Raw genomic sequence first — 14,077 nt, 5'->3', positions numbered from 1 at the left:
GGTGCGGGGGACACGATGACGGAGCTGGCCTTCTCGGCCCAGGACCTGCTGCAGATGCGTTTCGCGGTCTCGCCGATGTGGGAGGTCGGCACGAGCTTCCGCATGCTCCGGGGCGCCACCGGTCTCCCGCTGCACCGCAGGTGGATCGACCAGGTGCGGCCCCGGGTCGAGGCGGCCGGACTGCACCGGGGTCGGCTCGCGGAGCTGATCCCGCCGGGTGCGGGCTACGTGCCCGACTTCCTCAATCCGGCGCCCGTCGGCCCCGCCCCGACGCTCGCGGACGAACTCGCCGTCGTCGTGGCCACTCCGGCCGCGCGGGTCCGGAACGACCTCGACCTCTTCGAGAGCAAGGGCGCCACACCGGGCCCGCGGCTGCGCGCCCTCCACGCCGACCCCGCCTCCCAACTGCCTCGGGTCGCCGAGGAGATCGAGGCGTACTGGGAGCTGGCCCTCGCCCCGTACTGGGCGCGCCTGCGCTCGGTCCTGGAGGCGGACATCCACCACCGGGCCCGCCAGGTCGCGGAGTACGGCGCGGCCCGGGCGCTGGACGAGCTGCACCCTTCACTGCGGACGGACGACAGCGGCCTGCGGCTCACCGGTCGACCGCGGGGCCTCGGCCGCGAGGCGGTCGGCACGGGCCTGCTGCTGATCCCCTCGGTGTTCAAAGGTCCGCGGCTCGCCGTCCGCTTCACTCCGCCCGACCCGCCGCAGCTGGCCTACGCCGCGCGCGGCCTCGGCACCCTGTTCGATCCTCCGACGGTCGCGGGTGCGGACGCGCTGGCCGCGGTCGTCGGCCGGTCCCGCACCGTCCTGCTGACGGAACTGCACAGCCCGGCCTCCACCACGGACCTCGCCGCCCGGACGGGCCTCTCCCCGGCCGGGGTCTCCCAGCACCTCACCGCCCTGCGTCAGGCGGGCCTGGTCAGCGCGCACCGGGCGGGGCGCTCGGTCCTCTACGCCCGTACGGCGGCGGCCGAGACGCTCCTCGCCGCTGCCGCCGCGCCGCCCGCAGGATCACCGACGGCGGCAGCTCACTCCTCCGTCATCGCCCGGTAGAGCTGCCGCAGCGCGCGGTCCAGCGGGCGGCCCCGGGCGGTCAGGCCCGTCGGGGCGAGCTCGTCGAGGGCCGGAGCGGGCGGAAGGTCGTCGCGGCCCGGGGGAGGGTAGGGCGCCGGCTCCGCCCAGAAGCCCGTCGGGGTCGGCGAGAGCGGCTCCGGACCCGACGGGCTCGGAGCGCGGCGCAGGTGGGCGAGGAGCCGCACCCGGTCGCGCCCGCGCCAGCGCAGCAGCAGGAACGGATCGTGGTCGAAGGCGATCGCGAGCGCACCGAGCAGCGCCGCGACGTGGCGGCAGACCCCGCTCGCGCCCGAGGTCCGGCCGCACGCGCAGTCGAGGGTCAGCTCCGCGGCCCGTGCGGGCAGGAGGGGCAGGCCCACGCGGGCCAACAAGGCGTCCGCGTCCGGCGGGAACTCGTCGGCGAGCAGCCGGTGGCGCACCGGCGCGAGCGCCTCCTCGGCGCGGCGCCACTGCTCCGCGTCGAAGACGGTGAGATCCGCCCAGACGTCCACCCCGCCGACACGGGCGCGCGCCGAGCCCGGCGCCACGGACAGCTCGCGGACCTGCGCCGAGCCGCCGGACTCGCGCATCTGGTCGGCGAACAGGCCGATGCCGAGCGACTCGACGCGGGCCAGGAAGCGGTCCGACCAGGACCGAGGGCCGGACGTCGGCACCGCCGGTGTCGCCGTCACAGCTCGCTCACCGCCTCCTCGGCCAGGGCCAACACGTTCGCGAGGGCGTCCGGGGACAACGCCGTGAGGACCTCCAGCACGCCGGCGTCCGCCGGCAGGCCGCCGCCGATCACCGCGTCGGCCAACGCCCGCTTGGCGGTGAGCAGCTCGTCCACCCGCTCCTCCACCGTGCCGACACTGACCAGCCGCCGCACCTGAACGTCCCGGCGCTGACCGATCCGGTACGCGCGGTCGGTGGCCTGCTCCTCGACCGCCGGATTCCACCACCGGTCCAGGTGCACCACCTGGTTGGCCGCCGTCAGGTTCAACCCGGTGCCGCCCGCCCGCAGCGACAGCAGGAAGACCGACGGCTCGTCGTCCTCCTGGAAGGAATCCACCAGCACCCGGCGTTCGGGCTCGGACACGCCGCCGTGCAGGAAACGCACCCGGCAGCCCAGACGGCGCCGCAGGTACGGCTGCAGCAGCCGGCCGAACTGGGCGTACTGGGTGAAGCAGAGGGTGCTGTCGCCCTCGGAGAGAGCCCCCTCGAGGATCTCCTCGAGCAGCGCCACCTTGCCGGAGCGGCCCGCGAGGCGCACTGCGCCACCCCGCGCGCCTTCGCCGGTGAAGAGCGCCGGGTGGTCGCAGATCTGTTTCAACCGCGTGAGCGCCGCCAGGACGGAGCCGCGGCGCTCCAGGTCGCGGGTGTAGCCCATGCCCTTGATGCGCTGCAGCAGCCGGGTGACGACGGCCCGGTAGAGCGCGGCCTGCTCCACCGTCAGATTGCACAGCACCGTCATCTCCTGCTTGCGCGGAAGCTCCGCCGCGATCGCCGGATCGGTCTTGACCCGCCGCAGCACGAACGGCTCGGTGCGGCGGCGGAGCAGGGCCGTCGCCCGCTCGCTGGCGTTGCGCTCGATCGCCACCGCGTAGCGCTCCTTGAACTGTTCGGTCGTGCCGAACAGGCCCGGATTGACGAAGTCGAGCAGCGAGTGCAGATCGGCCAGCCGGTTCTCGACCGGCGTGCCGGTCAGCGCGATCCGGTGCCCTGCCGACAGCGCCCGCACCGCGCGGGACTGGAGCGTCGCGGCGTTCTTGAGGTACTGCGCCTCGTCCGCGACGATCCGGTGCCACGTGATCGGGCTCAGCGCCTCGAAATCCCGGGCCGCGAGGCCGTAGGTGGTCAGGACGACGTCAGAGGCGACCGCCGCCTGCCGCACGCGGGCGCCGCCGCCCCGCTGAGCGCCATGGTGGACGTGCACGCGCAGCATCGGCGCGAAGCGCGCGCACTCACGCTCCCAGTTGCCCAGCAGGGACATGGGCACGACGACGAGCGTCGGGGCGCCCGGGGGAGCGGTGCCCGCGTACTCGGCGGCGAGCAGGGCGAGGGTCTGGACGGTCTTGCCCAGGCCCATGTCGTCGGCGAGCACACCACCGAGCCCGAGACGCGTCAGCTCGGCCAGCCAGGCGGCGCCGTCGTGCTGGTACGGCCGCAGCTCGGCGCGGAAGCCCTCCGGCAGGGCGAGCGCCGCCGGAGGCGCGCCCGCATCGGACGGCCCGCCTGCACCGGGCGAAGAGGCAGTGCCCGAGAGGCGGGCGACGAGCCCGCGCAGGCGGCCCCCCACCTCGACCGCGAGCACCGGCAGCCCCGCCGGCTCCCGCGCGTCCAGCATCAGGCCCAGCACCTCGGAGACGGCCATCTCCCCGGAGCCCTCCCGGGACAGGAAGGCGGCGGCTGCGGCCAGCCGCTCCCGGTCCGCCACCAGCCAGCGGCCGCGCAGCTGGACCAGGGTGTCCTTCGCGGCCGTGAGCAGCGCCAACTCCTCGGCGGTCAAGGGCTCTCCGCCGAGTGCGAGCTGCCATTGGAACGCGAGCAGCTCCTCGCGCCCCACTGTGCTCTCCTGCTCCACCACGCCCGCCTGGGCCGGACGTGCCGCCAGCAGCAGACCCAGCGACGGTGGTTCACGCCACCACGAGGGCAGCAGCACCTCGAAGCCCGCATCGGCGAGGGCGGGCGCCGCCTCCCGCAGGAACGCCAGCGCCTCGGCCCGGTCGAACCAGCGGCCCTGCGGGCGCCCCTCCTCGGCGAGCACGGCCAGCAGCGGGTGCGTGCGCGCGGCACGGCGCACCTCCAGGACGAAGGCCCCCTCCGGCGAGGGGACGGTCTCCGCCAGCACGGCCGCGCCCGCGCGGCCGGCCCACAGGTCCTCGGCGGTGACGACGTGTGAGGGCTCGTCGGCGGGGGAGAGCAACAGCTCCAGCCACCAGCGGTCCTCGTCCTCCTCCCGGGTGTCGCCGAGCGGCTCCACCAGCCGAAAGCCCAGGCGCAACCGACCCCCTGACGCGCCCTCGCTGGGCGCGCGCCAGGCCCGCAGGCGCTCCGCGAGCGACCGCCAGCGCGCTGCGGGACCCGGCAGTGCGCCGTCCTCGGCGGACAGCGCGGCGAGGAGGACCGTTGTGGGCTCGCCCGCGCCGGAGCCGTCGGTGCCGTCGGGACCGGGGCCGTCCGCACCGGCCGCACCGTCCGTGCCGGTCGTCCCGGGCGGGCCGCCGGCAGCGTCCGACCCGGCGAGGCGAGCCCGCGCCTCCTCGTCCACGAGCGCCCCGAGCACGTCCTCGGCCAAGGCCGCGGCGGCGCGCCGCGCCCCGGCCTCCGCCCGGCAGGCCGCCGGACACGCGGCCACCAAGCCGGCCAGCTCCTCGCCGTCCGCCGCCTGCGGCGCCGCCACCCACCGCGCGTACGCCGACCTGCCACTGCCCGGGGCCGGGGCGGGCAGGTAGTCGCCCAGGGTCGGGGCGTCGGGGAGACCGCCGCTGCGCGGGGCAGCGTCGGGAGAGCGGCTGTCGGGGGCGCCGGCGCCAGGCAGCCCCCCGCCGCGCAGCGGCGTCGTCCGGTCGTCATGGCCCGATGCGCCGGGCAGCCCGCCGCCGCTCGGGCGCCCGGCGTCCGGTCCGGCAGTCGTGCGCGGCAGCGTGATCGCCGGGAGGACCCGGCCGCGGCCGACCAGGCGCCAGGCGAGGTCGTGGAGGGCGGTGAGCCACCGCAGCGAGGAGCCGTAGGCGGCCTCGACCGGGCCGAGGCCCGGGAGGTCCGGGTGGACGGCCTGGCGGTCCGGGGCGTGGAGCGCGCCGAGCAGCTGGGCGGCCTGGCCCGGGGTGAAGAGCAGGGACGGGACCCGCCACGGTGTCAGGCGTGCGGCGCTGCGACGTTCGTGGGCCGAGGGGAAGGTGATCTCGGGCGAGGGCAGCGGTGCGCCCTCCGCCGTAGGCAGGAGCAGCCGGGTGTCGTCCTCCGCGGCCTGTTCGGTGAGCCAGGCCAGCCCGGGGCTGACGGCGGACAGCAGTGCGCGCAGTGCCGCGGGCGGGCAGGCGAAGGGATGCAGCCCGCTCTGCGCGTCCGGCGGCGCGGCCGGACGCGCCGCGTCCTCGGCCCAGAGCGCGAGCCGGTGGTCGGCGCGCCAGACGCCGTGCAGCGCGAACATAGGGGCCTCACCCGCTCCCGGCTCCCGGGGACGGCCGTTCCGTCCCTCCGACCTGCAGCCTAAGCGGGGGTACTGACAGAAGCCGACAGACGCCGCACCGCCGGAGCCGCGACGGGGGCACGGTGCCGGCGGTGCACTGAGGTCGGACCCGAGGCAAGGCGGGCCCGACGGTGGATCAGCTCTGGTTGTAGAAGCCCGAACCGTCCGAGGCGTTGTCGATGACCATGACCTCGATCTCCGGCGGCGCGAGCAGGAAGACCCGGCGGGCGATCCGCTCCATCGTGCCGCGGGTGCCGAAGACCAGGCCGGAGGCGAAGTCGATCAGGCGCTTGGCGTCCGGGTCCGCCATCTGGGTGAGATCCATGATGACCGGGGTGCCGACGCGCACGTGCTCGCCGATCTCACGCGCCGAGTCGAACCCCGTCGGACGCACCTGGGTGATGCGCGGGGACAGCGGGGCCGCGTCGGGCTCCGGGGAGTCCCACGGCTCCTCGTAGTCCGGGACCGCCACCGGGTACCGCCCCGACGGCGACAGCCACCCGCGGTAGTCGTCACGCAGTGCTGCTCCCATGCCCAACCTCCCCATCCGTCCTGCTGCCCCGTGTGATGCCCGCGCTCCCGGTGTTCCACCGGGACGAGGGCTGCTTCTTGCTGACGTGGTTTCCCACGATGCTGTCCGAGTATCGCATTGATCACCGACAAGGCACCCGTCCGGACGCCTCGCCGCGCCGTCCGTGTCAACCGTTCTGACGATTCATTCGGACGTAATACTGATTGCCCTGGTTCCACTCGAACAGAAGTACGATTATTCGTTCCCCGGATCTGCTGACTTCGAAGTGCGCCTGGTTTCGCGTGCGCCCGGGCGGGCACATTTCCGGCTCGGCGCCTGAACACGTCGGACGGACCAGGTCCGGGCGCCGGTTCGGCGCCGCGACCGGCCGCGGCTAGTCCCCCGTGGCTCCGTCGATCCGTTCGCGCAGCAGGTCCGCGTGCCCGTTGTGGCGCGCGTACTCCTCGATCATGTGGACGTAGATCCAGCGCAGCGGCACTTCCTGGTCGCGGCGGGTGCCGCTGTCGTCCAGGCTGCGCGACTGCGCCAGCTCCCTGGCCAGTGCCACCTCCTGACGCCACAACGCCACCGAGGCGTGCGGGTCCGCCGTGTCGACCTCGTCGAAGTCGCCGTCGGGAGAGGCCTCCGACCAGTGGTGCGCCGGCGCCTCCTGGCCGTCGAGCACGGCCCGGAACCAGTAGCGTTCCACGTCCGCCATATGGCGGACCAGACCCAGGAGCGAAAGCGTCGACGGCGGAATGGAGCGTTCCCGCAACTGCGCCGCGTCGAGGCCCGCGCATTTGAACGCCAGCGTCTCCCGGTGCCAGTCGAGGAAGCTTTCGAGCATGGCCCGCTCGCCCAGCAGGTAGGGCGGATCGGTCCGCTCGTCCTTGGCCGGAATGACGATCTGACGCTCGCTCGGCGCCGAGGGTCCGGTGGAACTCATGCACCTATGATTGCGGCCCCGAACGTTTTTCGGCCACGGATTTGTCGGATGAGCCAGAAAGCGGCATATTCGAAATCGATCAGAGTTTCGACTCGACGGTGTCGCTCTGCCGCGCCGCGACCGGCCCCACCTGCATCCCTCGCCGGGGTGACAGCAGCCGGGCCCCCGCGACCAGACCGACCGTCAGGGCGGTGACCACGCCGAAGCTGACGCGCAGTGACGTCGCCTGGGCGATCGCGCCGACCGTCGCCGGCGCCACCAGCCCCGAGGTGTACGTGACCGTCGCGACGCCCGCGATGGCGCGGCTCGGGTTGTCCCCGCTGTGCCCGGCCGCCGCGAAGCAGAGCGGGACGACCACGGCGATGCCGATGCCGAGCAGCGAGAAGCCCGCGATCGCCTGTGCCGCGCCGCCCGCGGTGACCACCAGCACGCCGCCTGCCGCCGCCAGGACGCCGCTCACCCGGGTGGTGGGCACCGCCCCGAACCGACGCACGGCCGCGTCGCCGGAGAGCCGGGCGATCGCCATGGTGCAGGCGAAGGCCGTGTAGCTCGCGGCGGCCACGGCGGGCGCCGCGTTCGCGACCGTGCGGAGGTAGACGCCGCTCCAGTCGCCGCCCGCGCCCTCGGCGAAGACCGCGCAGAAGCCGACCAGCCCGATCGCGAACGCCGAGCGGGGCGGCAGCGCGAACCGCGGCGGCGCCTCCTCCTCCGGTTCGGGCCGCACGTCCAGCAAGCCCTGGCAGGCCGCCAGCGACAGCGCCACCAGGGCGCCCGCGGCCACCGCCAGGTGCACCGAGCCGGGCACGGCCGTCGCCGTCGCGGCCACGCCCACCGCCGACCCCAGCAGTCCGCCGACGCTCCACATCCCGTGCAGCCCCGACATGATGGAGCGGCCGAGGCGCGCCTCCACCTCGACCGCCTGGGCGTTCATGGCCACGTCGGCGACTCCGGCGGCGGCGCCGTAGACGAAGAGGGCGAGGATCAGCAGCGGCAGGTCGGGTGCCAGTGCGGGCAGGGCCAGCGCGGCGGCGAACAAGCCGATCAGCAGGCGGTTGCCGGCCCGGTGGCCGCGCGCGTGCAGGACCCGACCGGCCAGCGGCATGGAGAGGAAGGAACCGATCGCCGGAGCGACCAGGGCCAGGCCGAGTTGTCCGGCGGAGAGGTGGAGGTGGTCCTTGATCCAGGGGATTCGGGTCGCGAAGCTGCCCGCCGCCGCGCCGTGGATCGCGAAGACGGCGGAGACCGAGAGTCGGGCCCGGCCGAGCCGCCGCCGCTCCGTGCCGTCGCCGTCCGTCCGGTCGTCCGAAGGCGAGCTGCCGTCCGTGTCGTCGCCGTTCGTCATGCCGCCCCCAGCGTCAAAGGTCCGTACCAAGATCCTATCGGCGGGGCTGCCTCCGGAACCCCGTCGATCGCGATGTGGACGGGGTCCGTGAAACTTCCACGGCGGCCGGACGCCCGGCCACGCGGCCGGATGATCTCTGGATACCCGCACATGCGAGAGGAAGTTCGCCGGGAGGCTCGCTTGTGCCATGCTACGAGTGACGAAGGGGCGGCAGGTGCGACAGGATGATCGTCACGTGAACAGCTATCGGATCGGCGAGGCCGCCGCTCTGCTCGGGGTCAGCGCCGACACCATGCGCCGTTGGGTCGACGCGGGACGGCTCAGTGCCCAGCGGGACGAGCACGGCCACCGCATCGTGCCCGGCCCCGACCTCGCGGCCTTCGCCCGCGAGCTCGCCCGGTCGGGCAACGCCGAGGAGGGCATCCCCTCGTCGGCGCGCAACCGCTTCCGCGGCATCGTCACCGAGGTGATCCTCGGCGACGTCGCCGCACAGGTGGAGATCCAGGCCGGCCCGTTCCGCGTCGTCTCCCTGATCAGCCGGGAGTCCGCGGAGGAGCTCGGCCTGGAGCCCGGCGTGCCGGCCGTGGCTGTGATCAAGTCGACCAACGTCGTCGTCGAGCGGACCTGATCCGCCGGCGCCGTGCGCGCCGGTCGTACCGCAACCGACCTGAGACCTCTGGGGGTTATCCAATGACCACTCTGCACACCGCGACCTCGCCGCGCCTGCGCCGCGCCGCCGTCGCCGCCACCGCCGCCGTCGCGCTGCTCGGCCTCGCCGCCTGTAGTTCCTCGTCCTCCACCGGTGGGTCCAGCACCACCGCCTCGGCCTCTGCTCCCTCGTCCGCCGCGGCCTCCGGCGCCGCCCTCAGCGGCAAGGTGACGGTCTTCGCCGCCGCCTCGCTCAAGAAGACCTTCACCGAGCTCGGCAAGGAGTTCGAGGCCGCGCACCCCGGTGTGACGGTCAGCTTCAACTTCGGTGGCAGCGACACCCTTGCCGCCTCGATCGTCTCCGGCGCCCCGGCCGACGTCTTCGCCGCCGCCAGCACCACCACCATGAAGACCGTGGTCTCCAAGGGCGACGCCGCGGGCACGCCGGTCGACTTCGCCAAGAACGAGCTGGAGATCGCCGTCGCGAAGGGCAACCCCAAGCACCTGGCCACCCTCTCCGGCCTGACCGCCTCGGGCGTCAAGGTGGCGCTGTGCGCCAAGACCGTCCCGTGCGGTGCCGCGGCCGTCAAGGCGCTGGACGCCGCGGGCGTCAAGCTCACCCCGGTCACCCTGGAGCAGGACGTCACCTCGGCGCTGAACAAGGTCGAGCTCGGCGAGGTCGACGCGGCGCTCGTCTACAAGACGGACGTCCAGGGCGCGTCCGGCAAGGTCACCGGGGTGGACTTCCCCGAGGCCGCCAAGGCGATCACCACCTACCCGATCGTCGCCCTGAAGGGCAGCAGCAACGCCGCCACGGCGCAGGCCTTCGCCGCCTTCGTGGCCTCGGCGCAGGGCGAGCAGGTCCTCTCCGGCGCCGGCTTCATGGCTCCGTGACGACATGTCGGACGAGCGTGACGCCGTGACCGACGGGCGCGGCGAGGTGACCGGCGGCGAGCAGTCGTCGCCGGTCCCGGCGCGGCAGCACGACCGCCTCAAGCGCTGGGGGCGCGACCGGGCCCGCGCGCCCCGGGTCGGTGGTCGGCCGTGGGCGCTGCTCGTGCCCGCCGTGGTCGGCCTGGCCTTCCTGGTGCTGCCGTTCGTGGGTCTGCTGGTCCGGGCGCCCTGGCGGGCGATGCCGGAGCTGCTCAGCGGCGACACCGTCCTGCCCGCGCTGCGTCTGTCGCTCACCACCGCGACGGCGGCGACGGCCGTCTCGCTCGTGCTCGGCGTCCCGCTCGCCTGGCTGCTGGCCCGGACCGACTTCCCGGGCCGTCGCCTCGCCCGCACGCTGGTCACCCTGCCGCTGGTGATGCCGCCCGTCGTCGGTGGTGTCGCACTGCTGCTGGTGCTCGGCCGCAACGGCATCATCGGCCGCTGGCTCGACAGCGCGTTCGGTGTCACGCTGCCGTTCACCACCGCGGGCGTCGTCGTCGCCGAGGCCTTCGTGGCCATGCCGTTCCTCGTGCTCAGCGTGGAGGGCGCGCTGCGCGGCGCCGACACCCGCTACGAGGAGGCGGCGCTGACCCTGGGCGCCTCCCGGTTCCAGGTCTTCCGCCGGGTCACCCTGCCGCTGATCGCCCCCGGTGTCGGCGCGGGCGCGGTTCTGGCCTGGGCCCGCGCGCTGGGCGAGTTCGGCGCGACGATCACCTTCGCCGGCAACTTCCCCGGCACCACGCAGACGCTGCCACTGGCCGTCTACCTGTCCCTGCAGGACAGCCCGGACGCCGCCGTCGCCCTCAGCCTGGTGCTGCTGGCGGTCTCCCTCGCCGTCCTGCTGGCGCTCCGCGGACGCTGGACCACAGGAGCCCAGGCATGACCACCCCGCCGGCCCCCACCGACCCCGCCCGCACCGGCCTCGCCGCGGCCGCGCCCGCACCCGCGCTGGACGCCCGGCTGGTCGTCGAGCGCGGCGGGTTCTCACTCGATCTGGCGCTCAACGCCGCGTCCGGTGAGGTCGTCGCGCTGCTCGGCCCGAACGGGGCGGGCAAGACCACCGCGCTGCGCGCGCTGGCCGGGCTCGCGCCGCTGACCGGGGGACACCTGCGGCTCGACGGCGAGGTCCTGGAGGACCCGGGGGCTCGGGTGCGCGTGCCGACCGAGCGGCGGCCCGTCGGGGTCGTCTTCCAGGACTATCTGCTCTTCCCGCATCTGTCCGCGCTCGACAACGTCGCCTTCGGCCTGCGCGCCCACGGCCGGTCCAAGGCGGAGGCCCGCGCCCACGCGCACGAGTGGCTCGACCGGGTCGGCCTCGCCGCCCACGCCCGGTCCCGCCCGCGCGCACTCTCCGGCGGCCAGGCCCAGCGCGTCGCCCTCGCTCGGGCCCTGGCTCCCCGTCCGCGTCTGCTGTTGCTCGACGAGCCCATGGCCGCGCTCGACGCCCGCACCCGCCTGGAGGTCCGCACGACGCTGCGGCGCCACCTGGCCGCGTTCGAGGCCGTCGCGGTGCTGGTCACCCACGATCCCCTCGACGCGATGGTCCTGGCGGACCGTCTGGTCGTGCTGGAGCACGGGCGCGCCGTCCAGGAGGGCGCACCCGCCGACATCGCCCGCCACCCGCGCAGCGACTACATCGCCCGCCTCGTCGGCCTCAACCTCTTCCGCGGCACCGCCCACGGCCACGACGTCACCCTCGACCGGGCCGACGGGGCCGAGGGGGCCGACGGGGAGCTCGTGCTCACCGCCGCGGACGCCGGGGACGGCCCCGTCTTCGCGGCGTTCCCGCCCGCCGCCGTCACCGTGCACCGCACTCGGCCGGACACCAGCGCCCGCAACCAGTGGCCCGTCACCGTCCTCGGCATGGAGCGTCACGGCGACCAGGTGCGCCTCGATCTCTCCGGCCCGTTGCGCCTGACGGCCGATCTCACCCCGGCGTCCGTCGCCGACCTCGGCATCAGCGAGGGCAGCGAGGTCTGGGCCGCCGTCAAGGCCTCTCAGACGCGGGCCTACCCGGCGTAGCGCCCGCACCGACCAGCGGAGGGTGCGTCGCCTCGGGCGCCAGGGCGGCGCGGAGACGGGCCTCGCGCGCCCGCGACACCCGGCTCTCGACGGCCTGCCACACGAGCAGCAGGAAGAGAGGCGTCAGCAGAACGAACAGCGTCAATGCGATCACGTGGAGCTCCCGGTGCCATAGCACTGGCTCGGCTTCGCCCCCGCAGGGTGAACCATACGCACGCGGCGCAGCCGCCACGCCGTCTCCTTGGAACCTCCACCTGAATGGGCGACACGGGCCCGGCCGTGTCCCGGCGCGCCGCAGGCGTGGGGCAGCGCGACGATGAAGACATGACGTCGCCGTCACCGACCAAGGTCGCGCCCGGGCTCACGGGGGTGCCCGAGACCCTGCTGTGGACGCTCTACCAGCGGGCGAGCGAGGCCGCGCGGCCGAACCCGGTGCTGGTGGACCCCTGGGCGATCGACCTGTGCCGACGCATCGACTACCCGTTCGTGGAGCGGTTCGGGCGGGCCGGGGGGCTGGTGGCGCAGGCGATCGCGCTGCGGGCGCTGGCGTTCGACCGGGTGGTGTGCGCCTTCCTCGACGAGTTCCCCGACGGCGTGGTGGCCGCGCTGGGAGACGGACTGGAGACGCAGTTCTGGCGCCTCGACAACGGCCGGGTGCACTGGCTGACCGTGGATCTGCCCGAGTCGCTGCGGCTGCGTGAGGCACTGCTGCCCGCCGGGGGACGCCGACGGGCGCTGGCGTGCGACGCGCGCGACCCTCGCTGGGCCGTGGACGCGGCCGCGACGGGCACGCCGGTTCTGGTGACCGCGCAGGGCCTGCTGATGTACCTGCGGCCGCCCGAGGTCCGCGACCTGATCGCGCTCTGCGCACGCAGCTTCCACGGCGGCGGGCTGGTCTTCGACGCGGTGCCGCGCTGGTTCGCCGCGGCCGCGCGCGCCGGTCTGTTGCGCACACCCGGCGGCCCCGCGCTGCCCGGCATGGCCTGGGCGATGGGTGCCGACGAGCGTCCCGCGTTGCACACGGTGGACCCGGGCGTCGCGGAGATCCACGCCATCCCCGTCCCGCGCGGCCGCGGCGGGGTCTGGGGACGGCTCGCGCCCGCGCTGGACTGCCTCGGGCCGGTCCACGACCGCGTCCCCACCGTCACGCTGCTCCGCTTCGCCGACCGGACGTAGCAGCGCCGACCGGGCGGAGCGGCAGCGCGCGGGCTCCTCCGCCGCCTGCGCCTCCGGTACGCTCGGCCGCGTGGACACCTACTGGCACGTCGTGCTGCCGCCGCTGTGCGCCTGACCGGGCGCACCGCTGACAGTCTGACCTCGTAGCAGTGGCCCCGGGCAGTGCCCGGGTGCTGTGGCGTGCGCCCGTTGCGAATCCGATGCCAGATACGGTTCTCGACAACGGAAGTCCACGACTGTGCCGAACCGCACTTCTTCGTCCCCTGTCCCTGTCTCCGTGCCTGCCCCCTCGAAGCGGCGACCCGTCTCGCCGGGCGGGGCCGCACCGATCCTGCTCGCGTCCGTGCTGTGGGGCAGCACCGGGACCGTCGCCTCGTTCGCCCCGGACGGCAGCGATCCCGCCGCCGTCGGCTGCGCCGGGCTGGTCCTCGGCGGACTGCTCCTCCTGCTCAGCAGCCGGGACGCGCGCAGGCTGCCGCGTTCCCGCGACCGCCGCGACCGGTGGCTGTGCGCGCTCGGTGCGCTGGGCGTCGCCGGATATCCGGTCACCTTCTACCCGGCGGTCGCCCGGGCGGGCGTCGCTGTCGCCACCGTCGTCGCGCTCGGCAGTGCCCCGGTCTTCACCGGGCTGCTCGCCTGGCTGGCCGGCGGTGCTCGACCGACGGTGCGCTGGTGCCTGGCGACCGCGGCGGCCGTCCTGGGGTGCGCGCTGCTGGTCCTCGGGCCGGACCTCACCGGCGGCGCCGCGCCGATCGACCTGCTCGGCGTCGGGCTCGCGGTCTTCGCGGGCCTCTCCTACGCGGTGTACGCGCTGGTCGGCGGCCGGCTGATCACGCGGGGCCACGGCTCCGACGCCGTCCTCGGGGCCATGTTCGGCGGTGGTGCCCTGCTGGTCCTGCCGGTGCCGGTCGTCGTCGGCCTCCATGGGGCGGTGACACCTCGCGGCGCCGCCGTCTGGCTCTACCTGGGGCTGGTCACGACGTTCCTCGCCTACCGGCTCTTCGGCCACGGACTGCGACGGACGAGCGCCCAGGTGGCCACCACGCTGACCCTGGTGGAGCCGGCCGTGGCGGCCGTGCTCGGGGTGCTGGTGCTGGGCGAGCGGCTGCCGCTGTTCTCCTGGGGCGGGCTGGCGGTGCTGGCGGTGGCTCTGGGCGGCCTCGTGCTGCCGGAACGCCACCGCCGCTGACCGACTACCGCCGCTGCCTGCCTCGGGCCCGTGACGTGGACCGGCGCGCCGCCGCGCGCGGG

General features: G+C 74.9%; 12 protein-coding genes. 7 read left to right on the top strand and 5 right to left on the bottom strand.

Features of this window, described 5'->3' with window-relative positions:
* The first annotated feature begins 15 nt into the window (after positions 1-15).
* Positions 16-1,056: an ArsR/SmtB family transcription factor gene (locus tag BMY61_RS05095; RefSeq protein ID WP_052438398.1), complete on the top strand. Its 1,041-nt coding sequence runs from the start codon at positions 16-18 to the stop codon at positions 1,054-1,056.
* Here the strand turns inward: BMY61_RS05095 and BMY61_RS05090 are convergent.
* The 5 genes from BMY61_RS05090 to BMY61_RS05070 all read right to left on the bottom strand — a co-directional run bounded on the left by BMY61_RS05090 (position 1,032) and on the right by BMY61_RS05070 (position 8,047).
* Positions 1,032-1,748 (bottom strand): hypothetical protein, encoded by a 717-nt coding sequence (locus tag BMY61_RS05090; protein ID WP_052438397.1) that lies wholly within the window; start codon positions 1,746-1,748, stop codon positions 1,032-1,034. The two genes, BMY61_RS05095 and BMY61_RS05090, sit on opposite strands and share 25 nt — an antisense overlap.
* Entirely contained in the window at positions 1,745-5,209 is a 3,465-nt protein-coding gene (locus BMY61_RS05085) for an SNF2-related protein (RefSeq protein WP_075003758.1), read from the bottom strand. The genes BMY61_RS05090 and BMY61_RS05085 overlap by 4 nt, the downstream gene beginning before the upstream one ends.
* Positions 5,210-5,384: 175 nt before the next feature.
* Complete coding sequence (locus tag BMY61_RS05080; RefSeq protein ID WP_052439153.1) at positions 5,385-5,780, bottom strand: cell division protein SepF; 396 nt, start codon at positions 5,778-5,780, stop codon at positions 5,385-5,387.
* Positions 5,781-6,153: 373 nt separating this feature from the next.
* The gene (locus tag BMY61_RS05075; RefSeq protein WP_042454529.1) at positions 6,154-6,705 is read right to left on the bottom strand and encodes a DinB family protein; all 552 of its coding nucleotides are present in this window, start codon (positions 6,703-6,705) and stop codon (positions 6,154-6,156) included.
* Positions 6,706-6,784: 79 nt separating this feature from the next.
* Positions 6,785-8,047, bottom strand: coding sequence for an MFS transporter (locus BMY61_RS05070; protein WP_042454527.1), 1,263 nt, complete (start codon positions 8,045-8,047; stop codon positions 6,785-6,787).
* 235 nt (positions 8,048-8,282) lie between these two features.
* Between BMY61_RS05070 and BMY61_RS05065 the strand changes: the two genes are divergently transcribed.
* The 6 genes from BMY61_RS05065 (at position 8,283) to BMY61_RS05035 (ending at position 14,015) form a co-directional block, all read left to right on the top strand.
* A complete protein-coding gene (locus tag BMY61_RS05065; protein WP_042454525.1) occupies positions 8,283-8,675 on the top strand; it encodes a TOBE domain-containing protein in 393 nt (130 codons plus the stop codon).
* Positions 8,676-8,737: 62 nt separating this feature from the next.
* The gene (gene modA, locus BMY61_RS05060; protein WP_042454523.1) at positions 8,738-9,589 is read left to right on the top strand and encodes a molybdate ABC transporter substrate-binding protein; all 852 of its coding nucleotides are present in this window, start codon (positions 8,738-8,740) and stop codon (positions 9,587-9,589) included.
* Between the two features lie 4 nt (positions 9,590-9,593).
* Entirely contained in the window at positions 9,594-10,511 is a 918-nt protein-coding gene (locus BMY61_RS05055; RefSeq protein WP_063773341.1) for an ABC transporter permease, read from the top strand.
* The gene (locus BMY61_RS05050) at positions 10,508-11,650 is read left to right on the top strand and encodes an ABC transporter ATP-binding protein (protein WP_042454520.1); all 1,143 of its coding nucleotides are present in this window, start codon (positions 10,508-10,510) and stop codon (positions 11,648-11,650) included. The genes BMY61_RS05055 and BMY61_RS05050 overlap by 4 nt, the downstream gene beginning before the upstream one ends.
* 324 nt (positions 11,651-11,974) lie before the next feature.
* Entirely contained in the window at positions 11,975-12,826 is an 852-nt protein-coding gene (locus tag BMY61_RS05040; protein ID WP_042454598.1) for a class I SAM-dependent methyltransferase, read from the top strand.
* Between the two features lie 277 nt (positions 12,827-13,103).
* A complete protein-coding gene (locus BMY61_RS05035; protein WP_042454516.1) occupies positions 13,104-14,015 on the top strand; it encodes a DMT family transporter in 912 nt (303 codons plus the stop codon).
* Positions 14,016-14,077 lie beyond the last annotated feature (62 nt).

Origin of the sequence: Streptacidiphilus jiangxiensis, from assembly GCF_900109465.1 — a bacterium.
Lineage (GTDB): Bacteria > Actinomycetota > Actinomycetes > Streptomycetales > Streptomycetaceae > Streptacidiphilus > Streptacidiphilus jiangxiensis.
Note: the sequence above shows the minus strand (reverse complement) of the source record. Positions and strands in the feature narration are given on the sequence as shown.

What these genes read in the sequence shown, in the direction of transcription:
- BMY61_RS05095 (WP_052438398.1), top strand. Translation starts at nt 16, where the DNA reads ATGACGGAGCTGGCCTTCTCGGCCCAGGACCTGCTGCAGATGCGTTTC.
- BMY61_RS05085 (WP_075003758.1), bottom strand. Translation starts at nt 5,209, where the DNA reads ATGTTCGCGCTGCACGGCGTCTGGCGCGCCGACCACCGGCTCGCGCTC.
- BMY61_RS05080 (WP_052439153.1), bottom strand. Translation starts at nt 5,780, where the DNA reads ATGGGAGCAGCACTGCGTGACGACTACCGCGGGTGGCTGTCGCCGTCG.
- BMY61_RS05075 (WP_042454529.1), bottom strand. Translation starts at nt 6,705, where the DNA reads ATGAGTTCCACCGGACCCTCGGCGCCGAGCGAGCGTCAGATCGTCATT.
- BMY61_RS05070 (WP_042454527.1), bottom strand. Translation starts at nt 8,047, where the DNA reads ATGACGAACGGCGACGACACGGACGGCAGCTCGCCTTCGGACGACCGG.
- modA (WP_042454523.1), top strand. Translation starts at nt 8,738, where the DNA reads ATGACCACTCTGCACACCGCGACCTCGCCGCGCCTGCGCCGCGCCGCC.
- BMY61_RS05055 (WP_063773341.1), top strand. Translation starts at nt 9,594, where the DNA reads ATGTCGGACGAGCGTGACGCCGTGACCGACGGGCGCGGCGAGGTGACC.
- BMY61_RS05050 (WP_042454520.1), top strand. Translation starts at nt 10,508, where the DNA reads ATGACCACCCCGCCGGCCCCCACCGACCCCGCCCGCACCGGCCTCGCC.
- BMY61_RS05040 (WP_042454598.1), top strand. Translation starts at nt 11,975, where the DNA reads ATGACGTCGCCGTCACCGACCAAGGTCGCGCCCGGGCTCACGGGGGTG.